At 70.8% G+C, this 25878-nt stretch carries 20 protein-coding genes; 13 read left to right on the top strand and 7 right to left on the bottom strand.

Annotation, left to right across the window (positions count from 1 at the left end; translation table 11 throughout):
• Positions 1 to 2541: a nitrite reductase large subunit NirB gene (gene nirB / locus AWC30_RS15785; protein ID WP_085111176.1), complete on the bottom strand. Its 2541-nt coding sequence runs from the start codon at positions 2539 to 2541 to the stop codon at positions 1 to 3.
• A 222-nt stretch (positions 2542 to 2763) separates the two neighbouring features.
• Here nirB and AWC30_RS15780 point away from each other — a divergent pair, with 222 nt between their 5' ends.
• The 5 genes from AWC30_RS15780 to AWC30_RS15760 all read left to right on the top strand — a co-directional run bounded on the left by AWC30_RS15780 (position 2764) and on the right by AWC30_RS15760 (position 7313).
• Positions 2764 to 3204 carry an Hsp20/alpha crystallin family protein gene (locus tag AWC30_RS15780; RefSeq protein WP_085111175.1) on the top strand — a complete coding sequence of 147 codons (441 nt, stop codon included), beginning with the start codon at positions 2764 to 2766 and terminating at the stop codon, positions 3202 to 3204.
• 156 nt (positions 3205 to 3360) lie between these two features.
• Positions 3361 to 3654 (top strand): Rv0250c family protein, encoded by a 294-nt coding sequence (locus AWC30_RS15775; protein WP_085111174.1) that lies wholly within the window; start codon positions 3361 to 3363, stop codon positions 3652 to 3654.
• 94 nt (positions 3655 to 3748) lie between these two features.
• Positions 3749 to 4588: a succinate dehydrogenase subunit SdhC gene (locus AWC30_RS15770; RefSeq protein ID WP_085111173.1), complete on the top strand. Its 840-nt coding sequence runs from the start codon at positions 3749 to 3751 to the stop codon at positions 4586 to 4588.
• Between the two features lie 60 nt (positions 4589 to 4648).
• A complete protein-coding gene (locus tag AWC30_RS15765) occupies positions 4649 to 6565 on the top strand; it encodes a fumarate reductase/succinate dehydrogenase flavoprotein subunit (RefSeq protein ID WP_085111172.1) in 1917 nt (638 codons plus the stop codon).
• A 1-nt stretch (position 6566) separates the two neighbouring features.
• Entirely contained in the window at positions 6567 to 7313 is a 747-nt protein-coding gene (locus AWC30_RS15760) for a succinate dehydrogenase/fumarate reductase iron-sulfur subunit (protein ID WP_085111171.1), read from the top strand.
• 15 nt (positions 7314 to 7328) lie between these two features.
• Here the strand turns inward: AWC30_RS15760 and AWC30_RS15755 are convergent, their stop codons facing one another.
• The gene (locus AWC30_RS15755; RefSeq protein WP_085111226.1) at positions 7329 to 7817 is read right to left on the bottom strand and encodes a flavin reductase family protein; all 489 of its coding nucleotides are present in this window, start codon (positions 7815 to 7817) and stop codon (positions 7329 to 7331) included.
• Between the two features lie 320 nt (positions 7818 to 8137).
• Between AWC30_RS15755 and AWC30_RS15750 the strand changes: the two genes are divergently transcribed.
• Positions 8138 to 9973: an acyl-CoA dehydrogenase gene (locus AWC30_RS15750; RefSeq protein ID WP_085111170.1), complete on the top strand. Its 1836-nt coding sequence runs from the start codon at positions 8138 to 8140 to the stop codon at positions 9971 to 9973.
• Between the two features lie 218 nt (positions 9974 to 10191).
• Here the strand turns inward: AWC30_RS15750 and AWC30_RS15745 are convergent, their stop codons facing one another.
• Complete coding sequence (locus AWC30_RS15745; protein ID WP_085111169.1) at positions 10192 to 11112, bottom strand: TIGR03564 family F420-dependent LLM class oxidoreductase; 921 nt, start codon at positions 11110 to 11112, stop codon at positions 10192 to 10194.
• Between the two features lie 216 nt (positions 11113 to 11328).
• Complete coding sequence (locus AWC30_RS15740; RefSeq protein ID WP_085111168.1) at positions 11329 to 12738, bottom strand: acetyl-CoA C-acetyltransferase; 1410 nt, start codon at positions 12736 to 12738, stop codon at positions 11329 to 11331.
• 169 nt (positions 12739 to 12907) lie between these two features.
• On the opposite strand from AWC30_RS15740, the gene AWC30_RS15735 reads away from it, so the two are divergent.
• The 3 genes from AWC30_RS15735 (at position 12908) to AWC30_RS15725 (ending at position 15555) form a co-directional block, all read left to right on the top strand.
• Positions 12908 to 14272, top strand: coding sequence for a 3-oxoacyl-ACP reductase (locus AWC30_RS15735; RefSeq protein ID WP_085111167.1), 1365 nt, complete (start codon positions 12908 to 12910; stop codon positions 14270 to 14272).
• Positions 14272 to 15117 carry a MaoC/PaaZ C-terminal domain-containing protein gene (locus AWC30_RS15730; protein WP_085111166.1) on the top strand — a complete coding sequence of 282 codons (846 nt, stop codon included), beginning with the start codon at positions 14272 to 14274 and terminating at the stop codon, positions 15115 to 15117. Before AWC30_RS15735 ends, AWC30_RS15730 begins: the two co-directional genes overlap by 1 nt.
• Before the next feature lie 111 nt (positions 15118 to 15228).
• The gene (locus tag AWC30_RS15725; protein WP_085111165.1) at positions 15229 to 15555 is read left to right on the top strand and encodes a DUF732 domain-containing protein; all 327 of its coding nucleotides are present in this window, start codon (positions 15229 to 15231) and stop codon (positions 15553 to 15555) included.
• 29 nt (positions 15556 to 15584) lie between these two features.
• On the opposite strand, the gene AWC30_RS15720 is transcribed toward AWC30_RS15725, so the two are convergent.
• Positions 15585 to 16199, bottom strand: coding sequence for a TetR/AcrR family transcriptional regulator (locus tag AWC30_RS15720; RefSeq protein WP_085111164.1), 615 nt, complete (start codon positions 16197 to 16199; stop codon positions 15585 to 15587).
• 65 nt (positions 16200 to 16264) lie between these two features.
• A complete protein-coding gene (locus AWC30_RS15715) occupies positions 16265 to 17464 on the bottom strand; it encodes a glycoside hydrolase family 3 N-terminal domain-containing protein (protein ID WP_085111163.1) in 1200 nt (399 codons plus the stop codon).
• 128 nt (positions 17465 to 17592) lie between these two features.
• On the opposite strand from AWC30_RS15715, the gene AWC30_RS15710 reads away from it, so the two are divergent.
• From AWC30_RS15710 to AWC30_RS15695, 4 genes are all read left to right on the top strand, one after another.
• Positions 17593 to 17766, top strand: coding sequence for a DUF2613 domain-containing protein (locus AWC30_RS15710; protein WP_066851082.1), 174 nt, complete (start codon positions 17593 to 17595; stop codon positions 17764 to 17766).
• Positions 17767 to 17809: 43 nt separating this feature from the next.
• A complete protein-coding gene (locus tag AWC30_RS15705; protein ID WP_085111225.1) occupies positions 17810 to 22003 on the top strand; it encodes an alpha-(1->3)-arabinofuranosyltransferase in 4194 nt (1397 codons plus the stop codon).
• 61 nt (positions 22004 to 22064) lie between these two features.
• Positions 22065 to 23495, top strand: a complete 1431-nt coding sequence (locus AWC30_RS15700) for a lipase maturation factor family protein (RefSeq protein WP_085111162.1) — start codon at positions 22065 to 22067, stop codon at positions 23493 to 23495.
• Between the two features lie 24 nt (positions 23496 to 23519).
• On the top strand, positions 23520 to 24893 hold the full coding sequence (locus AWC30_RS15695; protein WP_085111161.1) for an NADP-dependent succinic semialdehyde dehydrogenase: 1374 nt from the start codon (positions 23520 to 23522) through the stop codon (positions 24891 to 24893).
• An 8-nt stretch (positions 24894 to 24901) separates the two neighbouring features.
• Here AWC30_RS15695 and AWC30_RS15690 read toward each other — a convergent pair whose 3' ends face one another.
• Positions 24902 to 25843 (bottom strand): R2-like ligand-binding oxidase, encoded by a 942-nt coding sequence (locus tag AWC30_RS15690; protein ID WP_085111160.1) that lies wholly within the window; start codon positions 25841 to 25843, stop codon positions 24902 to 24904.
• Between the last annotated feature and the right edge of the window lie 35 nt (positions 25844 to 25878).

Below are 25878 nucleotides of genomic sequence, written 5' to 3'. Positions count from 1 at the left end.
TCACTCCTCACTCTCACGCAGCCGCGGCATCCCGATCGGAACCGGGACCTTGCGGCCGTCGTCCTCGGTGAACGACACCGTCGGGTCGACGGCGCCGGGGGCGTTGACGAACGAGACGAACCGGGACAGCTTCTCCGGGTCGTCGAGCACGCCTTTCCACTCGCATTGGTACCCGGCGATGTGACGCTCCATAGCGGCCTCGAAATCCGCTGCGAGACCGAGGGAGTCATCGCAGACGACGTCACGCAGGTGGTCGATTCCACCGTCGAGTGTGTCGATCCACGGTGCGGTGCGCTGCAGCCGATCGGCGGTGCGGATGTAGAACATCAGGAAGCGGTCGATGTAGCGGATGAGGGTGTCGGTGTCGAGGTCGCCGGCGAGCAACTTGGCGTGCGCCGGGGTCATTCCGCCGTTGCCGCCGACGTAGAGGTTCCAGCCGGTTTCGGTGGCGATCACCCCGACGTCCTTGCCGCGGGCTTCGGCGCATTCCCGGGCGCAGCCGGAGACACCCATCTTGATCTTGTGCGGGGCGCGCAGGCCGCGGTAGCGCAGCTCCAGATCGATGGCCAGCTGGGTGGAGTCCTGTTGGCCGTAGCGGCACCAGCGGCTGCCCACACAGCTTTTGACGGTGCGCAGCGATTTTCCGTAGGCGTGGCCGGATTCCATCCCGGCGTCGACGAGCCGCGCCCAGATCGCCGGCAGCTGGTCGACGCGGGCGCCGAACAGGTCGATGCGCTGGCCGCCGGTGATCTTGGTGTACAGCCCGAACTCCTGGGCGATCTGGCCGATCAGGATCAGGTGCTCGGGGGTGATCTCTCCGCCGGGCACCCGGGGGACCACCGAATAGCTGCCGTTGCGCTGGATGTTGGCCAGGAAGTGGTCGTTGGAATCCTGCAGAGCCGCCTGTTCCCCGTCGAGGATGTGGTCGGATCCGGTCGACGCCAGGATCGAGGCGACGACGGGTTTGCAGATGTCACAGCCGGTTCCGGTGCCGAATCGGGACACCAGCCCGGAAAAGGTACGGATGCCGGTGACGCTGATGATCTCGAACAGCTCCGCCCGCGACTGTTGGAAGTGTTCGCACAGTGCCCTGGACTGTTCGACGCCTTCGGCTTCGAGCAGCTGCTTGAGCAGCGGCACACAGGAGCCGCAGGCGGTGCCCGCGCCGGTGCATGCCTTCAGCGCCGGGACGTCGGTGCAGCCGCCGGCGATGGCGGCGGTGATCTCGCCCTTGCTGACGTTGTTGCAGGAGCAGATCTGGGCGGTCTCGGGCAGCGCCGCCACGCCGGGGGCGGCGGTGTCGCCGGCCGGCCCGGCGATGAACGCCATCGGGTCGCCCGGCAGCCGGGAGCCCACCATCGGACGCAGCAGCCCGTAGGAGGAGGTGTCGCCGACCAGCACGCCGCCGAGCAGGGTCTCGGCGTCGTCGGAGAGCACCAGTTTCGCGTAGGTCCGGTGCACCGCGTCGTTGACGGTGACTTCCAGGCTGTCCGGGTGTTCGGCCAGGGCGTCGCCGAAGCTCGCGACGTCCACGCCGAGCAGTTTGAGTTTGGTGGCGGTGTCGGCGCCGGGGAAGGTGGCCGAGCCGCCGAGCAGCCGGTCGGCGACCACCTCGGCGGTGGCGTAGCCGGGCGCGACCAGCCCGTAGCAGCGGCCCTCCACCGCGGCGACCTCGCCGATCGCGTAGACGTCGGGGTCGTCGGTGCGGCAGGTGAGGTCGGTGAGCACCCCGCCGCGCTCCGCGGTGCGCAGGCCGGCGGCGCGGGCCAGTTCGTCACGGGGGCGGATGCCGGCCGCGAAGATCACCAACCCGGCGTCGACGCTGCCGCCGTCGGTGAGCCGCAGCGTCAGCCCGGCCCCGTCCGGGTGGGCCACGATCTCGTCGGTGCCGGTCTCCACCCGCACGTCGATACCGAGTTCGGCGATGAGCCGCGCCAGCAGTGCACCGCCGCCCTGATCGAGTTGCTGGGCCATCAACCGGGGGGCGCGTTCCACGACGACCGCCGGGACCCCCATCCCGCGCAGCGCGTTGGCCGCCTCCAGTCCCAGCAGGCCGCCGCCGATCACCACCCCGGCCCGGCCGGCGGCCCGCGCCGCCTCGGCGCTGTCGCGGATCGCGTCGAGGTCGTCGAGGGTGCGGTAGACGTGGCAGTTCGGCAGGTCGTGGCCGGGTACCGGCGGTACGAACGCCGACGATCCGGTGGCCAGCACCAGGGTGTCGTAGCCGTACCGGTCACCGGCGGCGGTGACGACGGTTTTGGCGGCGCGGTCGATGGCCACGACCGGGCTGCCGACGTGCAACCGAACCCGGTCGTCGTCGGGGTAGGCGTTGCCGGGCAGCGCCATCGGCACCCGGTCCCAGTGGTCGGTGTAGCCGGTGAGGCCGACCCGGTCGTAGGCGGGATGCGGCTCCTCACCGAAAACGGTCACCCGCCAGTCGCCGGCGCCGTCGCGGCCCCGCAGCGTCTCGACCAGCCGGTGCGCGACCATGCCGTGGCCGACGACCACCAGCTCGCGTGCGCTGTCCTCGTTGCGGGTCATGGTCGCAGGTTAGGAGCGCCGTGTTGCGGTCATGTCGCCTCGTGTGACGTCACGATGACGGTGTGCTCACAGCCCGGCCGGGCGCCGGTGAGGTGTTCGCGGTGGGCGAACACCTCACCGGGACTTAAGCGTGGTCGACTCAAGTTGTACGGGGCAGCGACCGGCATCGGGCCGGTCCCCGACACGCAGACACAAACCGGTGAACCAACAAAGGAGACAACCATGAGCAACCTGACACTGTGGTCGCGCCCGGCGTTCGACGTCGACCGCTGGGTACACGATTTCTTCGGTGACGGCGCCGGCTGGCTGAAGCCGATCACCGACGAGGCCGGTTTCCATCCGGCCGCCGAGATCGTCCGCGAGGACGAGGACGCGGTGGTCCGGCTGGAGTTGCCCGGCGTGGACGTCGACAAGGACGTCACCGTCGAGGTGGACGGCGGACAGTTGGTCATCCACGGTGAACGCCGCGACGAGCACGGCGGGCAGGCCGACGGCCGCACGCTGCGCGAGGTCCGCTACGGCTCGTTCCGGCGCACCTTCCGGCTCCCCGAGCATGTGACCGGTGACGCGGTCGCGGCGTCGTACGACGCCGGGGTGCTCACCGTCCGGGTGACCGGCGCTTACGCGGGGTCGGAGCCGAAACGGATCGCGATCACCAAGTAACCCACGGCGATCCGGCACCGGCCCGGATCGGCCGCCGCTTTCGAGATGCGGCGGGGCTTGACCGCCCCGCCGCATTTTCCTTTCGCGGTTAACCCGGCGGCCTTACCCTGGGTGCCGTAGTGTGATCCATGACACCTTCGGCCGCTAGGAGCTCTGTTGTCTCGCCCCACCGAATTCACCGAGTTGTACGACCTGATCGGTGGATTGCGCCGCAGCCTCTCGGCGCTCAAGACGCGCTACACCGACACCCCCGGGATGCGGCGCATCGTCGCCCACATCGACCGGCTGGTCGCCGACGCCGAACTGCTCGACGCCGATCTCGACGACCTGGACCTCACCCGCTGGGCCGCCAACCACCCCGAAGAGAAGATCACCATCCCCGACACCGAATACGACATCGAGTTCTGGCGCGACGTCGATGACGAGGGGCTGGGCGGCGCCCGCTTCTGACCCCGCGGCGGGTCGCCCCGGCGCCCATTCCCCCACGGGCGTCCATGTGATTTGAGTATCCTCCGAACAGCCCACGTGAAGAGGATCACTTTTTATGAGCGCACCCGCAGTGACCCGTCGCACCACCGGCGTTTTCTCCGCCGACCGCGCCCAGATCGACCAACGCACCCTGCGCAGCGACCGGTGGTGGCTGCAGCCGCTGCTGGTCAACCTGGGCCTCGGCGCGTTCATCCTCTACGCGACCGTGCGGGCGTTCTGGGGCCGCGACTACTGGGTGGACGACTACCACTACCTGACGCCGTTCTACTCACCGTGCATCAGCGCGTCATGCGTGCCCAACGCCAGCCATCTGGGGGTGTGGTTCGGCCACTTCCCGCCCTGGATCCCGCTGGGGATGCTGGTGCTGCCGATCCTGCTGGCCTTCCGGGTGACCTGCTACTACTACCGCAAGGCCTACTACCGGTCGGTGTGGCAGTCCCCGACCGGCTGCGCGGTGCCCGAGCCCCGCAAGAGCTACACCGGTGAGACCCGGTTCCCGCTCATCGTCCAGAACGGGCACCGCTACTTCTTCTATTTGGCGTCGGCGATCCTGCTGCTCAACACCTACGACGCGGCGGCCGCGTTCTACTCGGCGGACGCCAACAACGGGCAGGGCGGGTTCGGTTTCGGGCTGGGCAACGTCATCCTGGTGGCCAACGTGGCGTTGCTGTGGGCCTACACCGGCGGCTGCCACTCCTGCAGGCACGTGATCGGCGGGCGGCTCAAGCACTTCTCCAAACACCCGGTGCGCTACTGGTTGTGGACCAAGGTGTCCTGGTTCAACGGCAGGCACATGACGTTCGCCTGGATCACGCTGGGCACGCTGGCCTTCACCGACTTCTACGTCTGGATGGTCTCCAGCGGGACGATCACCGACCTCCGGTTCATCGGGTGAGCACCGTCGCGACACCTCCGGCCGGAACCGGCCGACCAACGACAGCACAAGTGAGGGTTCATGGTTGAAGTCGAACGGCACGCCTACGACGTCGTCGTGATCGGTGCCGGCGGCGCGGGGTTGCGCGCGGTGATCGAAGCCCGCGAGCGGGGCCTGAGCGTCGCGGTGGTGTGCAAGTCGCTGTTCGGCAAGGCCCACACCGTGATGGCCGAGGGCGGCTGCGCCGCCTCGATGGGCAACGTCAACGACAAGGACAACTGGAAAGTCCACTTCGGCGACACCATGCGCGGCGGCAAGTTCCTCAACAACTGGCGGATGGCCGAGTTGCACGCCAAGGAGGCGCCCGACCGGGTGTGGGAGCTGGAGACCTACGGGGCGCTGTTCGACCGCACCAAGGACGGCCGGATCAGCCAGCGCAACTTCGGCGGCCACACCTACCCGCGACTGGCCCACGTCGGGGACCGCACCGGTCTGGAGCTCATCCGCACCATGCAGCAGAAGATCGTCTCGCTGCAGCAGGAGGACAAGGCCGAGTACGGCGACTACGAGGCCCGGATCAAGGTGTTCATGGAGTGCACCATCACCGAGTTGGTCAAGGACGGTGACCGGATCGCCGGGGCGTTCGGCTACTGGCGTGAGTCCGGCCGGTTCATCCTGTTCGAGGCACCGGCGGTGGTGCTGGCCACCGGCGGCATCGGCAAGTCGTTCAAGGTGACCTCGAACTCCTGGGAGTACACCGGCGACGGGCACGCGCTGGCCCTGCGGGCCGGGGCGAGCCTGATCAACATGGAGTTCATCCAGTTCCACCCCACCGGCATGGTCTGGCCGCCCAGCGTGAAGGGCATCCTGGTCACCGAGGGCGTGCGCGGCGACGGCGGGGTGCTGAAGAACTCCGAGGGCTCGCGGTTCATGTTCGACTACATCCCCCCGGTCTTCAAAGGGCAGTACGCCGAAACCGAGGAGGAGGCCGACCAGTGGCTCAAGGACAACGACTCCGCGCGGCGCACCCCTGACCTGCTGCCCCGCGACGAGGTGGCCCGGGCGATCAACTCCGAGGTCAAGGCGGGCCGCGGCTCCCCGCACGGCGGGGTCTACCTCGACATCGCCTCCCGGCTCACCCCGGAGGAGATCACCAGGCGGCTGCCCTCGATGTACCACCAGTTCATGGAGCTCGCCGAGGTCGACATCACCAAGCAGCCGATGGAGGTGGGTCCGACCTGCCACTACGTGATGGGTGGCATCGAGGTCGACCCGGACACCGGCGCTGCCACCACCCCGGGGCTGTTCGCCGCCGGGGAGTGTTCCGGCGGGATGCACGGCTCGAACCGGCTCGGCGGCAACTCGCTGTCGGACCTGCTGGTGTTCGGTCGGCGCGCCGGACTGGGCGCCGCCGACTACGTCGAGAGCCTGACCGACCGCCCGCAGGTGGAGCCGACCGCGGTGGACGCGGCGGCCAAGCTAGCGCTGGCCCCGTTCAACGGCCCGGCCGGCGAGACCCGACCGGAGAACCCCTACACGCTGCACACCGAGTTGCAGGAGGCGATGAACGAACTGGTCGGCATCATCCGCAACGCCGACGAGATGCGCCAGGCGCTGGCCAAGCTCGAGGAGCTCAAGGCCCGGTTCGCCAACATCGCCGTGGAGGGGCACCGCCAGTTCAACCCGGGCTGGCACCTGGCGGTCGACCTGCGCAACATGTTGCCGATCAGCGAGTGTGTGGCCCAGGCGGCGCTGGAGCGCACCGAGAGCCGCGGCGGGCACACCCGCGACGATCACCCGGCGATGGACGCCGAGTGGCGTCGCACCCTGCTGGTGTGCCGCACCACCGGCGACAACGCGGTCGTTCCCGACATCAGCGTCACCCGGGAACCCCAGGTGCCGGTCCGCGAAGACCTGCTGGAGTTGTTCGAGATCGACGAGCTCGAGAAGTACTTCACCGACGACGAACTGGCCGATCATCCAGGACGGAGAAGCTGACATGAGCTACGACGCGACGTTTCAGGTCTGGCGCGGCGACGAGGACGGCGGCGCTCTCGAGGAGTTCACCGTCGAGGTCAACGAGGGCGAGGTGGTGCTCGACGTCATCCACCGGCTGCAGGCCACCCAGACCCCGGACCTGGCGGTGCGCTGGAACTGCAAGGCGGGTAAGTGCGGGTCCTGCTCGGCGGAGATCAACGGCCGTCCGAAGTTGCTGTGCATGACCCGGATGTCGACGTTCGACCCCGACGAGGTCGTCACCGTGACCCCGATGCGCACCTTCCCGGTGGTCCGTGACCTGGTCACCGACGTGTCCTACAACTACGAGAAGGCCCGCGAGATCCCGTCGTTCACCCCGCCCGCCGACCTCAAGCCCGGCGAGTACCGGATGGATCAGCGCGACGTCGAACGCTCCCAGGAGTTCCGGGAGTGCATCGAGTGCTTCCTGTGCCAGGACGTCTGTCACGTGATCCGCGACCACGAGGACAACAAGAAGAACTACGCCGGTCCGCGCTTCTTCATCCGGATCGCCGAACTGGAGATGCATCCGCTCGACCAGGGCGACCGCCGCGACCTGGCCCAGGACGAGGCCGGGCTGGGCATGTGCAACATCACCAAGTGCTGCACCGAGGTGTGCCCGGCCGGCATCAAGATCACCGACAACGCGATCATCCCGATGAAGGAGCGCGTCGCCGGCCACCGCTACGACCCGATCGTGTGGCTGGGCAACAAGCTGTTCCGGCGCTAGCCACCCGTCGGGCGGTCAGCCGCGTAGCCGGCGGAACGCACTGCGGTGGAACACGATCGGGGCGACGTCGGGGTGCACGGTGATGTCGTTGACCCGTAGCAGCACCAGGGTGTGGTCCCCGGCGGGGATCGACTGTTCGATCGCGCTCTCCAGCCAGACACTGGTGCCCTTGATGAACACCGCGCCGGTGGCGCTCGATTGGGTCTCCAGGCCGGCGAAGCGGTCGCCGGTCTTGGCCGCCAGCGTCCGCGCGGCGGTGTCGTGCGCCTCGCCGAGGACGCTGATGCCCAGCACCGGCAGGTCGCGCAACCGCGGCCAGGTGGTGGAGGAGTTCTGCACGCAGAACGACACCAGCGGCGGCTCCAGCGAGACCGGGACGAAGGTGCTGGCCGCCAGCCCGACCCGGCTGCCGTCGACCTCCGCGGCGATGGCGATCACGCCGGACGGGAAGTGTCCGAACGCCTCGCGCAGCGCGGCCGGACTCAGATCACTGGGGGTATTCACCGAATTCTCTTCCACAGCACATCGACTCGGTTGGATGCCTGTCCGTACCCTACCCGCCCGGTCCGGACGGTCGGCGGCCGCGCGGCGCCGCGGCCGAGGCGGCTCCCACAGACCGCCGAGGTAGCGCGTCCACGCAGGTCAGCGCGATTTCGATGCCGCGGGACACGATCACAGCCAACCGGTTGGTTTGGGATAGGTAACAATTTTGCCGGTCAGCTTGCGCCGAAGTTACCCACCGGTTACCTTGAGGGTCGTTACTGGTGGGTAACTTAGCCCGAGTACCCAACCGTCAAGTGGCGCTCTCATCGAGGAGGAAATCCGTGAGCCACTACAAGAGCAACATCCGTGACCAGGTGTTCAACCTGTTCGAAGTCCTCGGTGTGGACAAAGCGCTCGGCAAGGGCGCCTACGCCGAGCTGGATGTCGAGACCGCCCGCGACATGCTCACCGAGATGGCCCGGCTGGCCGAAGGCCCCATCGCCGAGTCGTTCGTCGAGGGGGACCGCAACCCGCCGGTCTTCGACCCCGAAACCCACAGCGTGACCCTGCCCGAGTCGTTCAAGGCGTCGGTGCGCGCGGTCATCGAGGCCGGCTGGGACAAGGCCGGACTCGACGAGGAGCTCGGCGGCATGCCGATGCCCAAGGCGCTGATGTGGGCGCTCAACGAGCACATCCTCGGCGCCAACCCGGCGGTGTGGATGTACGCCGGTGGCGCCGGCTTCGCCAACATCCTCTACCACCTCGGCACCGACGAGCAGAAGAAGTGGGCCATCACCGCCGCCGAGCGCGGCTGGGGGTCGACGATGGTGCTCACCGAACCCGACGCCGGCTCGGATGTCGGCGCCGGCCGCACCAAGGCGATCCAGCAGGACGACGGCACCTGGCACATCGACGGGGTGAAGCGGTTCATCACCTCGGCGGACTCCGACGACCTGTTCGAGAACATCTTCCACCTGGTGCTGGCCCGCCCCGAGGGTGCTGGCCCGGGCACCAAGGGGCTGTCGCTGTTCTTCGTCCCGAAGGTGCTGTTCGATTTCGAGACCGGTGAGATGGGCGAGCGCAACGGTGTGTTCGTCACCAACATCGAGCACAAGATGGGCCTGAAGGTCTCCACCACCTGTGAGCTGACCTTCGGTCAGCACGGCGTGCCCGCCAAGGGCTGGCTGGTCGGCGAGGTGCACGATGGCATCGCCCAGATGTTCGAGGTGATCGAGCAGGCCCGGATGATGGTCGGCACCAAGGCGATCGCCACGCTGTCCACCGGCTACCTCAACGCACTCGAGTACGCCAAGGAGCGGGTGCAGGGCGCGGACCTGACCCAGATGACCGACAAGACCGCCCCGCGGGTCACCATCACCCACCACCCGGATGTGCGCCGCTCGCTGATGACCCAGAAGGCCTACGCCGAGGGGCTGCGCGCGCTGTACATGTACACCGGCACCTACCAGGACGCCGAGGTAGCCACCGCGGTCCACGACATCGACCCGGAGCTGGCGGTGAAGGTCAACGACCTGCTGCTGCCGATCGTCAAGGGGGTCGGCTCCGAGCAGGCCTACGCCAAGCTGACCGAGAGCCTGCAGACCCTGGGCGGCTCGGGCTTCCTGCAGGACTACCCGATCGAGCAGTACATCCGCGACGCCAAGATCGACTCGCTGTACGAAGGCACCACCGCGATCCAGGCCCAGGACTTCTTCTTCCGCAAGATCGTCCGGGACAAGGGGGTGGCGCTGGGCCACGTGGCCGGCCAGATCGAGGCGTTCGTCAAGAGCGAGTCCGGCAACGGGCGGCTCAAGACCGAACGTGAACTGCTCGGCACCGCCCTGGCCGACGTCCAGGGCATGGCGGCCGCGCTCACCGGCTACCTGATGGCCGCGCAGGAAGAGGTCTCCTCCATCTACAAGGTGGGGCTGGGCTCGGTGCGGTTCCTGATGGCCGTCGGTGACCTGGTGATCGGCTGGCTGCTGCAGCGTCAGGCGGCGGTGGCCGTCGAGGCGCTCGACGCCGGGGTCGGTGACGAGGACCGGGCCTTCTACGAGGGCAAGATCGCGGTGGCGTCGTTCTTCGCCAAGAACTTCCTGCCGCTGCTGTCCAGCACCCGTCAGGTCATCGAGACCCTGGACAACGAGATCATGGAGCTCGACGAAGCGGCGTTCTGACCGCGTAGTACGTGACGGGCCCCCGGGTGATCCCCGGGGGCCTGTTGCATTCGGTGTCGCCGAACTCCCGCCGTGGCGGGCCGTGCGGGTTGCGCTGCCGGCGACCCATCCGAGCGCCGGTCCGGTGAGAGTTCCCCTGAAATCGACGCCACGACGGCGTGATCGACTGATTTTTTGCGTTATGAGCCGATTCTGACGTCGATCTCAGCAGTATCGAGTCAGCCGTCGAGCCGGCGCAGCAGCGCCCGGGTGCGGTCCCGGCTCTCCGCGTCCGGGTCGAAGACCACCCCGACGAATTCGTCGACACCGGCCGCCGCGAAGGCACCGATCTGCTCGGCGACGCTGTCCTCGTCGCCGAGCAGCGCGACCTCGCCGGGTCCGGCGAAGCCCTCCCGGTCGAGCATCGCCCGGTAGGACGGCAGGTAGCCGTACACGGCGAACTGCTCGGCGGCGACCCGGCGGAGCGCATCGGTGTCGTCGGTGACCGCGACCGGCAGGCATGCGACGACCCGCACCGCGCCCGCCGGGCGGCCGGCCTCGGCCGCCGCGTCCCGCAGGGTGGGCCCGATGTGCTCGGTCAGGGTTGTCGGACCGGTCATCCAGGTGATCGTGCCCGCGCTGCGCCGACCGGCCAGCCGCAGCAGCTGGGGTCCGAGCGCGGCGAGGTAGACCGGCGGCGCGGTGGCCCCGGGGATCTGCAGTTCGCCGCGGGTGGTGACGGTTTCGCCGACCGCCTCGGCCCGCTCGCCGGTCAGCAGCGGTTGCAGCCCGTCGAGGTATTCGCGCAGTCGGCGCACCGGCCGGTCCCACGGGATGCCCCACATGCCCTCGGTGACCGCCTGGTGGGTCATGCCCAGCCCGAGCAGGAAGCGCCCACCGCTGATCAGCGACAACGTCAGTGCCCGCTGGGCCAGCAGCATCGGGTGCTGGTTCTGGATCGGGATCACCCCGGTGCCGACCTCGATGCCGTCGACCTCGCGCAGCACCACCGCCAGCATCGTCAGCAGGTCCGGCTCGTTGGGCAGCTGCGGCACCCAGATCCGCCGGAACCCTTCCTGCTGCAGCCCCGCGAAGCGGGCCACCGTGGCGTCCACCGGGGATTCGCCGCCACCGACCGCGCCGAGAATGCTCACCTGCATGGGCCCACCCTAGTCAGGCCCCCCGGTACGGGCCCCGGGGCGGCGGACCGCTCAGCGGAACGAGAACCGCCGGCGGGCCGCCATCGGGTCCCCTCATCCCGACGACGGCCCCCAGCGGAACGCTCCGCGTAGTCACCGGGTCGGGGGTTCGATGACCAACACGGAGCGCCCTGTGTATCGGGTAACCGTTCGTCGGCGTTACAAAACCGGTCGGCGTCAGGCCTCCACGATGGCGGCGACGCCCTGCCCGCCGGCGGCGCAGATCGAGATCAGCGCCCGGACCGGCGCGTTCTTGGCCGCACCCTTGCGCTGCGCCTTGGCCTCGGCGACCATCTTGGCGGTCTGGGCCAGGATGCGCCCGCCGGTGGCCGCGAACGGGTGGCCGGCGGCCAGCGAGGAGCCGTGGACGTTGAGCTTGGCGCGGTCGATGGCGCCCAGCGCCTTGTCCAGCCCGAGTCGCTGGGTGCAGTACTGCTCGGACTCCCAGGCGGCCAGGTGGCACAGCACGGTGGCGGCGAACGCCTCGTGGATCTCGTAGAAGTCGAAGTCCTGCAGCGTCAGGCCGTTGCGGGCCAGCAGTCGTGGCACCGCGTAGGTGGGCGCCATCAGCAGCCCGTCAGGGCCGTTGACGTAGTCCACCGCGGCGGTCTCCGCGTCGACGAAGTAGGCCAGCGGGGTCAGCTTGTGCTGCTCGGCCCAGTCCTCGCTGGCCAGCAGCGCCACCGATGCGCCGTCGGTCAGCGGGGTGGAGTTGCCTGCGGTCATGGTGGCGTCGCCGGATCGCACCCCGAAGACCGGGCGCAGGGTGGCGAGCTTTTCCGCGCTGGAGTCCGCGCGCAGGTTGTTGTCGCGGTAGAGACCCAGGAACGGGGTGACCAGGTCGTCGAAGAACCCGTTGTCGTAGGCGGCGGCCATGTTGCGGTGGCTGGCGGCAGCCAGTTCATCCTGGTCGGTCCGCTTGATCCCCATCTCCTTGGTGGTGATCGCCTGGTGCTCGCCCATCGACAGCCCGGTGCGCACCTCCTGGTTGGCCGGGATCTCGACTCCGAGGGTGGCGGGCAGTTTGGCGACCAGCTTCAGCCGCTGCACGTTGGACTTGGCCCGGCGCAGCGCCAGCAGCGTCCGGCGCAGCTGGTCACCGACCTCCAGCGGCGCGTCGGAGGTGGTGTCCACCCCGCCCGCCGCGGCGACCTCGTAGCGACCGCCCGCCACCCCGTCGGCGGCGCTGATGGCGGCCTGCAGGCCGGTGCCGCAGGCTTGCTGTAGGTCGAATGCCGGGGTGTAGGAGGAGAGCTTGGAACCGAGCACGGATTCCCGGATCAGGTTGAAGTCCCGGCTGTGCTTGAGCACCGCACCGCCGATGACCGCGTCGAGGCGCTCCCCGGCCAGCCCGAACCGATCGACCAGCCCGTCGAGCGCCGCGGTGAACATGTCCTGGTTGGACGCCTCGGCGTAGGCACCGTCCGAGCGGGCGAACGGGATGCGGTTGCCGCCCAGGATCGCCACGCGTCGGCGCTCGGTGCGGGGCTGGGGGGCTTTCGGGGCGGCCTTCGCCGCCGTCTTCGCCGTCTTCGCCGGCTTCGCGGTGCTCTTCGAGGATTTCGGGGCGGGCTCGGTGGGGGCCATGGTCTCTCCGATGGTCGGTGGTTTCGGTTGTGGTCGGGTCGCGGGTGGACACTGCCGGGCCGCGGGCCGTCGTTGTCCGACGGCCGGCGTCGGGCCATACTACCCACTGTTCTTACTCTGGAGTAAGTTCGTAGTCATACACGATACGCCCGCAACGGAAGGCAGTTCAGTGGCGCCCAAGCTTCCCTCCGACCTGTTCTCGCAGGTCGTCAACTCCGCACCCGGCTCGTTCCTGGCCAAACAACTCGGCGTCCCGCAGCCCGAGACGCTGCGCCGCTACCGCCCGGGTGAGCGGCCGCTGGCCGGTTCCCTGCTGATCGGCGGCGCGGGCCGGGCCGTCGAGCCGCTGCGTGCCGCCCTGGCCGACGACTACGACCTGGTCAGCGACAACCTCGGCGGGCGCTGGGCCGACTCGTTCGGCGGGCTGGTGTTCGACGCCACCGGCATCACCGAACCGGCCGGGCTGAAGGCGCTGCACGACTTCTTCACCCCGCTGCTGCGCAACCTCGGCCCCTCCGGCCGCGTCGCGGTCATCGGCACCACCCCCGACGAGGTCGACGACGTCGACGAGCGGATCGCCCAGCGCGCCCTGGAGGGCTTCACCCGTTCCCTGGGCAAGGAGCTGCGCCGCGGCGCGACGGTGGCGCTGGTCTACCTCTCCCCCGCCGCCAAGGCAGGTCTCGCCGGCGCCGAGTCCACGCTGCGGTTCATCCTGTCGGCCAAGTCCGCCTACGTCGACGGGCAGGTGTTCCACGTCGGCGCCGGTGACGCGACCCCGCCCGCGAACTGGGACAAACCGCTGGACGGCAAGGTCGCGATCGTGACCGGCGCGGCCCGCGGTATCGGCGCCACCATCGCCGAGGTCTTCGCCCGCGACGGTGCGACGGTGGTGGCGGTCGACGTCGCCGCCGCCTCCGAAGCCCTGGAGAAGACCGCCGCCAAGGTCGGCGGGACCGCCCTGGCCCTCGATGTCACCGCCGAGGACGCGGTGGACCGCATCACCGCGCACCTGCGCGAGCACCACGGCGGCAAGGCCGACATCCTGGTCAACAACGCCGGGATCACCCGCGACAAGCTGCTGGCCAACATGGACGACGCCCGCTGGGACGCGGTGGTCGCGGTGAACCTGCTCGCCCCGCAGCGGCTCACCCAGGGGCTGGTCGACGCCGGCGTCCTGGGTGCGGGCGGCCGGGTGATCGGGCTGTCGTCGATGGCCGGGATCGCCGGCAACCGCGGCCAGACCAACTACGCGGCCACCAAGGCCGGGATGATCGGGCTGACCCAGGCGCTGGCTCCGGTGCTGGCGAAGAAGGACATCACGATCAACGCGGTCGCACCCGGGTTCATCGAAACCGACATGACCGCGGCGATCCCGCTGGCGACCCGCGAGGTGGGGCGCCGGCTGAACTCGCTGTTCCAGGGCGGCGAACCAGTCGACGTCGCCGAAGCCATCGCGTTCTTCGCCAGCCCGGCCTCCGGCGCCGTCACCGGCACCACCATCCGGGTCTGCGGCCAGGCGATACTGGGGGCCTGATGACACAGCAACCGAGCGCGCTGACCAACATGCTGCGTGCGGTGGCCGGGGCGCTGCCGTTCGTGCCGCGCGGCGACACCCTGCCCGAGCGCACCGTGCGCATCGACGAGATGCCCATCGACCGGGCTCATGTGGCCGCCTACGCCGAGGTGACCGGGCTGCGCTACCGCGACACGGTGCCGCTGACCTACCCGTTCGTACTGACCTTCCCGACCGTGATGTCGCTGGTGACCGGGTTCGACTTCCCGTTCGCCGCAATGGGTTCGGTGCACACCGAGAACCACATCACCTCCTACCGGCCGATCCGGGTCAACGACACCGTCGGGGTGGCGGTGCACGCGGAGAACCTGCGCGAACACCGCAAGGGCCTTCTGGTGGACATCATCAGCGAGGTCAGTGTCGGCAACGAACCGGCCTGGCATCAGGTGACCACGTTCCTCCACCAGCAGCGCACCAGCCTCTCCGACCAGCCCAAGCCGCCGCCGGCGCCACAACCCAAGCTGCCGCCGCCACCGGCGCTGCTGCGCATCAGCCCGGCCCAGATCCGCCGCTACGCCTCGGTCGGCGGGGACCACAACCCGATCCACACCAGCGCGATCGGGGCGAAACTGTTCGGGTTCCCCACCGTCATCGCCCACGGGATGTTCACCGCCGCGGCGGTGCTGGGCAACATCGAGGCCCGGCTGCCCGAGCAGGTGCGGTACTCGGTGCGGTTCGGCAAACCGGTGCTGCTGCCCGCCACGACGGGCCTGTACACCGAGGCCACCGACGACGGCTGGGAGCTGACGCTGCGCAACGTCGCCAAGGGCTATCCGCATCTGACCGCGACGGTGGCCGCGCTGTAGTTCGGCGCACACCGCGATGTGCCGGTGCGGCCCGGTGGTGGCCGGAACCGTCGTTTCGCCACCACCGGGCCGGTGCACCGGTGATAATGCTGTCGGGCGGAAGGGAGCAGGATGCACACGTTGCGCACCGCGATCGTCGTCGGGGCCACCGCGGCCGGGCTGGCCGGCGGCGGGCTGCTGTCCGGCGCCGCCGTCGCCCACGCCAACGAGTACACCTACCTCAGCGACCTGCGGGCCGCCGGGGTGTTCATCCACACCGACGCCGTGCCCTACGTGCTCCAGCAGGCGTTCCGGGCCTGCCGCGACCTGCGCGACGGGGTGCCGCCGGACGTCGTCGGCTCACAGTTCCCGGTCGGCTCCGGGGTGGCGCCCGCCCCCGACCCGAATGTCTACCTCGACATCCTGCAACGCAACATGTGCCCCAACGCGCTGAAGTGACGCGCTGACGTGTCGGCCGCCGGGCAGGTCTAGGCGCCGGCCTCCGCACCCGAGTCGGGCGGGGTGCCCTTCAACCCGCGCCAGAACAGGTTGGTCATCAGCGTCGCCGCCTCACCGACGTCGGCGTCGCCGGTGCTGACCCGGGTGGCGATCGCCTCTCCCGCGCCGACCAGCGCCACCGCCATCAGGTCGAAGTCCTCGCCCGGTTCGGGGTGGCGGGTGCCCGCGCGCAGCAACCGGGTCACCAGGTCGATGATCTGTTCGCGGCCCTCCCGCACGGTGTGGGCGAACGCCTGCGAACTGGTCGCCTGGGTGTACAGCACGATCCACGACGCCCGGTTGGCGTCGATGTAGTGCAGGAAGGTGTGGATGGTGTCGGCGAGCAGCCCCTTGGCGCCCTGCTCGAAGTCGATGTCCTCGCGCACCGCCTCGATGAACCGGGTCAGCTCCCGGTCCAGGCAGGCGCCGAACAACTCCTCCTTGGAGCCGTAGTACAGGTACAGCATCGGCTTGGAGATCTCGGCCTTCGCCGCGATCGCGTCCATCGAGGTCTCGTGGTAGCCGTTGATCGAGAACATCTCGACCGCGGCGTCGAGCATCTGCTGTTCGCGGACGGCGCGCGGCAACCGCTTGGTTCCCGCCATGGCTCCCCTTCCGCACCGTCGTCCGCCGCGCCCCGCAGCGGGGCGCACCTCAGGGTAAGGCCTGGTCAGCCTCCGCAGGCCGGTCCGGCGGCTTTCGCGCCGGCCACCCGCCGCACGGCGTTGTCGAGGGCGGCCTCGGGGAAGTCGCCGTCGGCCACCGCGGCCTCGAGGCGGTCCAGCACCGCGGGCACCTCGTCGGTGGTCACCCACAGCGCCACATCCACCCCGGCCTGCAGGGCCCGCAGCACCGCCTCGGCCACCCCGAACCGGGCGCTGATCGCCGCCATCGACGACAGGTCGTCGGTGAAGATCACCCCGTTGTACGGCGGGCCGCCGTAGCCGCCGCCCTGCCGCAGCAGGTTCACCGCCGCCGGGCTGAGGCTGGCCGGATCGTCGCCGGTCAGTTCGGGAACCTGCAGGTGCCCGATCATCACCGCCGACCCGTACTTGTTGACCAGCGTCCGGTAGGGCACCAGGTCGCTGTCCTGCAACTGCGACAGCGGCGGGGTGGACACCGCCCCGGTGTGGGTGTCCCCGGTGCCGTGGCCGTGGCCGGGGAAGTGCTTGAACACCGGCATCAGCCCGGCGTCGTGCAGGCCGCGGGCGTAGGCGTCGGCGTACTCGGTCACCGCCTGCGGGTCCGAGCCGAACGAGCGGTCGCCGATCACGGTGTCGTCGGCGGCGTCGGTGACGTCGACGACCGGCGCGAAGTCGATGGTGATACCCAGGTCGTGCATCTTGCGGCCACGCTCCAGCGCGATCTGGTAGACCGCGTCGGGGCTGTTGTTCTGGGCCAGCACCTTCGCCGACGGCGACGACCCGATCAGCGAGGACAGCCGCGACACCCGGCCGCCCTCCTCGTCGACACTGACCGCCAGCGCCACCGGGCCGGCCTGCGCCTTGATGTCGGGCAGCGAGCCGTCGGTGAGCATCGACAGGTCCGTCCAGCTGCCGATGAAGATGCCCCCGACATGATGGTCGGCCACCACCGCGCGGGCGTCGCCGGCGTCCCGCACCCCGACCATCAGCAGCTGGGCCAGCTTGTCGCGCACCGGCAACGCGGCCACATCCCCGCACGGGGCACCCGGCTCCACCAGCGGCGAATCGGTCGACGCCGGCGCCGGAACCGGCGTCGACGGGGCGGGCGGCGGCTCGGCAGGCGGGGCCGAGCACGACATCACCAGCGCGGGCAACGCCGCCAGCGTGACCAGCAGGCGCGAATACCGGGGGCGGGCGGCGGACCGGGACACCGGAGGTGCGATCATCGCCCCATCGTGTCATGGGCCTGCGGCCCGGCCGGGCAGCCCCCGTCACCTCCCGCGTGGCGGGTCCGGCTCATGCTAGTTTGGCGGACGGGGTAACCCCGATCGGTCGACGTCTAGGAGCCATGAGTATGCAGCGGTTCGTCGTACCCGCCGCGGCGAGTGTCGTGGTCGGTCTGCTGCTGGGTGCGGCCGCGATCTTCGGGATCACGCTGATGGTCCAGCAGGACACCAAACCGCAGCTCGCCGGGGGTGACCCGCAGTCGTCGGTGCTCAACCGGGTTGAGTACGGCGACCGCAGCTGACCTGAGCGCACCCGCCGCACCGGTGCCGGCCCCGCCGACACCGCTGTCGCGCCGGTGGCTGTGGCTGGTCGGCACGATCTCGCTGGTGTGCTGTCTCCTGCAGGCACCCGGGCAGATCTCCCCGGACACCAAACTCGACCTCACCGCCAACCCGCTGCGCTTCCTGGCCCGGGCCACCAACCTGTGGAGCAGTGAGCTGCCGTTCGGGCAGGCCCAGAACCAGGCGTACGGCTACCTGTTCCCGCACGGCGCCTTCTTCCTGGCCGGCGACGCACTCGGTCTTCCCGGCTGGATCACCCAGCGGCTGTGGTGGGCGCTGCTGCTGACGGTCGGTTTCTGGGGACTGCTGCGGGTGGCCGAGGCGCTGCGGATCGGCTCACCGACATCCCGGGTGCTGGCCGCCACCGCGTTCGCGCTCTCCCCGCGGGTGCTGACCACCCTGGGCTCGATCTCCTCGGAGACCCTGCCGATGATGCTGGCGCCGTGGGTACTGCTCCCGGTGATCCTGGCGCTGGACGGTCGTTCCCGCCGCCGCCTGTCGGTGCTGGCCGGGCAGGCCGGGCTGGCGGTGGCGCTGATGGGGGCGGTCAACGCGGTCGCCACCCTGGCCGGTGGCCTGCCCGCGCTGGTCTGGCTGGTCTGCCACCGGCCCAACCGCCGCTGGTGGCGTTTCGTCGCCTGGTGGGCGCTGGCTCTGGTGCTGGCCAGCACCTGGTGGGTCACCGCGCTGCTGCTGCTGGGCCGGATCAGCCCGCCGTTCCTGGACTTCATCGAATCCTCCGGGGTCACCACCCAGTGGACGTCGCTGACCGAGATGTTGCGCGGCACCGCCGCCTGGACGCCGTTCGTCGCCCCGGACGCCACCGCCGGGACCTCCCTGGTCACCGGCCCGGTCTACGTGCTGGCCACCGTGCTGGTGGCCGCGGCCGGGCTGGCCGGGCTGGTGCTGCTGGCGCGGCGCGGCGCCGCGCCGGCCGGGCGGCTGGTGGTGATGCTGCTGGTGGGGGTGGTGTTGCTGGGCGCCGGGTACGCCGGCGGCCTGGGCGCCCCGCTGGCCCATCCGGTGCAGGCGTTCCTCGACGGCGCCGGGGCGCCGCTGCGCAACGTGCACAAGCTGGAGTCGCTGATCCGGATTCCGCTGACGCTGGGCCTGGCGGCGCTGTTGGCCCGCATCCCGCTGCCCGGCAGCGCGCCCCGGGAGCAATGGCTGGCCGCGTTCGCCCACCCCGAACGCGACCGGCGGGTGGCGGCCGGGATCGTGACGCTGTGCGCGCTGCTGACCGCCACGTCGATGGCCTGGACCGGCCGGCTCACCCCGCCGGGCACCTTCGACGCGATCCCGCAGTACTGGCACGACGCCGCCGACTGGCTCACCGAACACAACACCGGCACCCCGGTCCCAGCGCGGGTCCTGGTGGCGCCGGGCGCGCCGTTCGCCACCCAGGTGTGGGGCTCCACCCATGACGAGCCGCTGCAGGTGCTCGGGGAGAACCCGTGGGGGGTGCGGGACTCGATCCCGCTGATCCCGCCGCAGGCGATCCGCGCCCTGGACTCGGTGCAGCGGTTGCTGGCCGGCGGCCGGCCCTCGGCGGGGCTGGCCGACACCCTGGCCCGGCAGGGCGTCGGCTACCTGGTGGTGCGCAACGACCTGGACCCCGACACGTCCCGCTCGGCGCGGCCGATCCTGGTGCACCGGGCGGTCGACGGGTCGCCGGGGCTGCGCAAGGTCGCCGAGTTCGGCGACCCGGTCGGCCCCGGCGCGCTGGACGGCTTCGTCGTCGACAGCGGCCTGCGCCCGCGCTACCCGGCGGTGGAGATCTACCGGGTGGACGCGCCCACCAACCCCGGCGCCCCCTATCTGGCGCCCGCCGACGCGCTGCCCCGCGTGGACGGCGGGCCGGAGGTGCTGCTGCGCCTCGACGAGCGGCGCCGGCTGCGCGGTGACCCGCCGTTGGGTCCGGCCCTGCTGACCGCCGACGCCCGCCGCGCCGGGCTGGGCGCGCCGCTGGTGACGGTGACCGACACCCCGGTCGCCCGGGAGACCGACTACGGCCGCGTCGACCACCATTCGTCGGCGGCGCGCGCCCTCGACGACATCCGCCACACCCATAACCGGGTGCCCGACTATCCGGTGCCCGACACTCGCCGGGTGGTCAGCGCCTGGACCGGCGGGCGGATCACCGCGTCAAGTTCGGCCGCCGACGCCACCGCCCTGCCCGACGTGAACCCGTCGACCTCCCCGGCCGCCGCGGTCGACGGCGACTCCGGGACCTCCTGGGTGTCCAACTCGCTGCAGGCGGCGGTCGGGCAGTGGCTGCAGATCGACTTCGACCATCCGCTGACCAGCGGCACCATCACGGTCACCCCCAGCGCGACCGCGGTGGGCGCCCAGGTGCGCCGCATCCGGGTGGAGACCCCCAACGGCACCACGTCGCTGCAGTTCGACGAGGCCGGCCACCCGCTCAGCGCGGCGCTGCCCTACGGCGAGACGCCGTGGGTGCGGCTGACCGCGGTCGGCACCGACGACGGCTCCTCGGGCGTGCAGTTCGCGGTCACCGACCTGGCCGTGACCGCCTACGACGCGTCCGGGTTCGCGCACCCGGTCGAGCTGCGCCACACCCTGCAACTGCCCGGCCCGCCGCCCGGCTCGGCGGTGGCGGCCTGGGATCTGGGGTCGGAGCTGCTGGGCCGGGCGGGCTGCGCGGACAGCCCCCGCGGGCTGCGCTGCGCGGCGCCGATGAGCCTGTCTCCCGAGGAGGAGGAGGTGTTCAGCCGCACGCTCACGGTGCGCAGGCCGGTGTCGGTGACGCCGACGGTGTGGCTGCGGCCGCGGCAGGGCCCGCCGCTGGCCGATCTGATCGCCCAGCCCGGCGCCGCCCGCGCCGTCGGCGACTCCGACCTCATCGACGTGCTCGGGTCGGCCTACGCCGCCGCCGACGGTGACCCGGACACCGCCTGGACCGCCGCGCAGCGGGTGGTGCAGCACAAGAGCCCGCCGACGGTGACGCTGCGGCTGCCCGAGCCGGTTGCGGTGAGCGGGGTGCGGTTGACCCCGGCGCGCTCCGAGGTGCCGACCCGCCCCACGATGGTGGCGGTCAACCTCGGCGACGGGCCGCAGGTGCGGCCGCTGGCCGGCGGCGACCGGCCGCAGACCCTGCGGCTGGCGCCGCACGTCACCGACACCGTCAGCGTCAGCCTGCTGGACTGGGACGACGTCATCGACCGCACCGCGCTCGGCTTCGACCAACTCAAACCGCCGGGGCTGGCCGAGGTGACCGCGCTGGGCCCCGACCACGAGCCGGTGGCCGCCGCCGACCCGACGGTCAACCGGGACCGGACGGTGACGATCGGCTGCGGGCAGGGCCCGGTGGTGGCGGTGGCGGGCCGGTTCGTGCCCACCACGGTCACCACCACCGTCGGTGCGCTGCTCGACGGGCAGCCGATCGCCGCCCGCCCCTGCGACCCCTCCCCGATCGCGTTGCCGCTGGGCCATCAGGAACTGCTGGTCAGCCCCGGCCCGGCGTTCGTGGTCGACGGCGCCCGGCTGACCGGGTCGCAGGACCCCCCGCCCGCCGCGGTCGCCACCGAGACCGCCGAGACCGGCCACTGGGGCGCCGACCGCCGCGAGGTGCGGCTGGACCCGGCGCAGCAGGACCGGGTGCTGGTGGTGCCGGAGAGCGTCAACCCCGGCTGGGTGGCGCACACCGAATCCGGGCAGCCGTTGACCGCGGTGACCGTCAACGGCTGGCAGCAGGGCTGGGTGGTGCCTGCGGGTACCGCGGGCACCGTCACGCTGAGCTTCCCGTCGAACGGCTGGTACCGCGCCGGGCTGGCCGGTGGTCTGGCGCTGCTGCCGCTGCTGGCGCTGCTGGCGTGGTGGCGCCGCGGCCGCCGCGACGACGACGCGGGGCCGCCGGCCCGGCCGTGGGCGCCCGGCCCGGTGGCCGCCGCGCTGGCCGCCGTCGGCGCGGCCGCACTGGTCGCCGGACCGGCCGGGGCGGCGGTGGTCGCGGCGCTGGTGGGGCTGCGCCGGCTGCTGCGGGCCGACCGGTTCGGCACCCTGTTGCTCGGGCTCGGCGCCGGCGGGCTGACCGGCGCCGGGGCGGTGCTGGCCCGCTATCCGTGGCGGTCGGTGGACGGCTACATCGGGCATGCCGCCGGGGTGCAACTGCTGGCGCTGCTGTCGGTGGCGGCGGTGGCCGTGGCGGCGCTGCCGCGCGGCCGGCGCCCGGATTGATGCCGGCGTCGGCGCCCGCCCCTACCCTGGGAGGCGAGACCCGCCCGAGGAGCTGACGGCGATGGACTGGTTCAGCGCACCGCAGTACTGGCTGGGGCGGTTGCTGCTGGAACGCGGCATCGCCGCGATCTATCTGGTGGCCTTCCTGTCCGCGGCCCTGCAGTTCCGGGCGCTGCTCGGCACCCACGGCATGCTGCCGATTCCGCGGTTTCTGGCCCGGCGGTCCTTCCGCCAGGCGCCGAGCATCTTCCACTGGCACTACTCCGACCGGTTCTTCGCCGCGGTCTGTTGGGCGGGGGCGCTGCTGGCCACCGCGATCGTCGCCGGCGGCACCGACCTGGTACCGCTGTGGGCGACGATGCTGGCCTGGCTGGCGATGTGGGTGGGCTACCTGTCGATCGTCAACGTCGGGCAGCAGTGGTACGCGTTCGGCTGGGAGTCGCTGCTGCTGGAGGCCGGTTTCCTGGCGGTCTTCCTCGGCAACGCCGAGACCGCACCGTCGGTGCTGGTGCTGTGGCTGTTCCGCTGGTTGCTGTTCCGGGTGGAGTTCGGCGCCGGGTTGATCAAGCTGCGCGGGGACTCCTGTTGGCGGGACCTGAGCTGCCTGGACTACCACCACGAGACCCAGCCCATGCCGGGTCCGCTGAGCTGGTTCTTCCACCACCTGCCCAAACCCCTGCACCGGGTGGAGGTGGCCGGCAACCATGTCGCGCAACTGGTGGTGCCGTTCGGCTTGTTCGCACCGCAACCGATCGCCGCTGCGGCGGCGGCGATCATCATCGTCACCCAGCTGTGGCTGGTGGCGTCGGGCAACTTCGCCTGGCTGAACTGGCTGACGATCGTGTTGGCCGGCGGCGTGCTGGTGTGGCCGACCGCGGCGCAGGCGCCGCCGGCACCGCCGGTCTGGTTCGTGGTGGTCGTGGTGGCGGTCACCGCGCTGATCGTGGTGCTCAGCTACTGGCCGGTGCGCAACCTCGTCTCGTCGGGCCAGCGGATGAACGCGTCGTTCAACCCGTACCGCCTGGTCAACACCTACGGGGCGTTCGGCAGCGTCGGCCGAAGCCGCTACGAGGTGGTCATCGAGGGCACCGACGCGACCGAGCTCACCGAGACCGCGGTGTGGCGCGAGTACGGGTTCAAGGGCAAGCCCGGCGACCCGCGCCGGCTGCCGCGCCAGTGGGCGCCGTATCACCTGCGGCTGGACTGGTTGATGTGGTTCGCGGCGATCTCCCCGTCCTACGCCGAGGGCTGGCTGGAGCCGTTCCTGCTGCGGCTGCTGCACAACGACCCGCCGACACTGCGGCTGCTGGCCCGCAACCCGTTCCCGCAGCAGCCGCCCCGCTACGTCCGGGCCCAGCTCTACCGGTACCGATACACCACCCCGAGCGAACTGCGTCGCGATCGGGCCTGGTGGCATCGGACCCCGATCGGCCCGTATGTGAGACCGGTTACGCTCCGGGGTGAGGCACATCCGCCCGCCGCGAGCGCCTGACCGCGCGCCTACCAAGGAGGTTCCGTGTCCATCGCCACCACCAACCCCGCCACCGGCGAGGTCGTCAAGACCTTCACCCCGGCGACCGACGAGGAGATCGAGGCGGCGGTGACGCGGGCTTACGCCCGGTTCGGCGACTACCGCCACACCGGGTTCGCCCAGCGCGCGGAGTGGATGCACGCGACCGCCGATCTGCTCGAGGCCGAGGCCGACGAGGTGGCGGCGATGATGACCCTGGAGATGGGCAAGACCCTGGCTTCGGCGAAGGCCGAGGCGCTCAAGTCGGCGAAGGGATTCCGGTTCTACGCCGACAACGCCGAGGCGCTGTTGGCCGACGTGCCCGCCGACGCCGAGGCGGTCGGTGCGGCCCGCGCCTTCACCCGCCACCTGCCGCTGGGAGTGGTGCTCGCGGTGATGCCGTGGAACTTCCCGTTGTGGCAGGCGGTGCGGTTCGCCGCGCCCGCACTGATGGCGGGCAACGTCGGCCTGCTCAAGCACGCCTCCAACGTGCCGCAGACCGCGCTGTATCTGGCCGATGTGCTCAGCCGCGGCGGCTTCCCCGACGGCTGCTTCCAGACCCTGCTGATCGGGTCGGGCAAAGTGGAAGGCGTGCTGCGGGACCCGCGGGTCGCGGCCGCGACGCTGACCGGCAGCGAGCCCGCCGGGCGGGCCGTCGCGGCCGTCGCCGGTGACGAGATCAAGCCGACCGTGCTCGAACTCGGCGGCAGCGACCCGTTCATCGTGATGCCGTCGGCCGACCTGGACGCCGCCGCCCGCACCGCGGTCACCGCGCGGGTGCAGAACAACGGCCAGTCCTGCATCGCGGCGAAGCGGTTCATCGTGCACACCGACGTCTATGACGAGTTCGCCGCGAAGTTCGTCGCCGGCATGGAGGCGCTCACGGTCGGGGATCCCACCGACCCGGACACCGATGTGGGCCCGCTGGCCACCGAGTCCGGCCGCGACGAGGTGGCCCAGCAGGTCGAGGATGCGGTGTCCGCCGGCGCCACGATCGCCTGCGGCGGTACCCGGCCCGACGGTGCCGGGTGGTACTACCCGCCCACCGTGGTCACCGGCATCACCCCGGAGATGGCGCTGTACACCGAGGAGGTGTTCGGGCCGGTGGCCGGGCTCTACCGGGTGGACGGCATCGAGGAGGCCCTGCAGGTCGCCAACGCCACCCCGTTCGGGTTGGGCTCCAACGCCTGGACCGCCGACGAGGACGAGCAACAGCAGTTCATCGACGGGATCGAGGCCGGCCAGGTGTTCATCAACGGGATGACGGTGTCCTACCCGGAGTTGCCGTTCGGCGGCATCAAGCGCTCCGGGTACGGCCGGGAACTGGCCGGCAACGGCATCCTGGCGTTCTGCAACACCAAAACCGTGTGGGTGGGCTGAGCGTCCGGTCAGCCCAGCGCGGCCAGCACCTTGCGGTCCTCGTCGGCGAAGGTGTCCTCCAGTTGCAGCGGCGAGTAGTCCAGGTCGATCTCCTCCAGCGGCCGACCGCGGGCACTGGAGATGGTGCCGAACCGGCGCATGCCCTTGTCGCTGGCGTAGTTGGTGAACTCCTCGACGGTCATGCCGAACGGGATGTCGTCGCCGTAGATGTCGAAGACGCCCTCGGTGACCTGCAGAGCCAGCGGGATCAGCTCGTTCATCCGCGTCTCGAACACCGCCCAGTTCGCGTCGTCGGCGGCAACGTGCCGCCGGCAGGTGAACGTGCCCCAGGCCATGTGGCGGCGCTCGTCGTCGCCGATCCGGCGGACCAGCTCCTGCATGCCCGGCAGGATGTCCCGCTCGGTGCAGATCCGCTGCCAGGCGTGGTAGCCGGTGAGCGCCAGCGTGCCCTCCACGATGTGGTTGTAGGTCACCGACGCTCGGATCTGCGCGGCCGGTGACGGGTCGGTGCTCAGCGCGTTGAGCGCCTCGGGCAGCTCCTCGTTGAACATCCGCCGGTAGGCGGGCAGGTCATCGAGGTAGCCGTTCAGGTCATCGTCGATGCCGACGGCGTCCAGCCAGAGCCGGAACACCTGGACGTGTTTGGCCTCCTCGAAGGCGAACTGGGTCAGATACATCTCGTCGCCCAGCCGGCCTTCGGCCCGCATCGCGGCCATGAACGGCTGGATGTCGGTGGTGACGGCTTCCTCCCCGGCGATGAACTGCGCGCACAGCCGGGTGGCGATGTCGCGTTCGGCGTCGGTGAGGCTCTCCCAGTCCGCTCGGTCCCGGGAGAAGTCGATGTCGGTGGGATCCCAGAACTTCGCGTTGCCGCCGGCGAACAGTTTCAACGGCATGCTCGCCCAGTTCAGGCCGGTCAGCGAACCGTAATGGTTGCGGGTAGTAGACATGTGCGCACCTCCACCCGCCACCCTACTGTGACACC

It is taken from the genome of Mycolicibacillus trivialis, assembly GCF_002102395.1.
GTDB lineage: Bacteria > Actinomycetota > Actinomycetes > Mycobacteriales > Mycobacteriaceae > Mycobacterium > Mycobacterium triviale.
The sequence above is the reverse complement of the archived record's forward strand: the minus strand, read 5'-3'. Positions and strand labels throughout refer to the sequence as shown.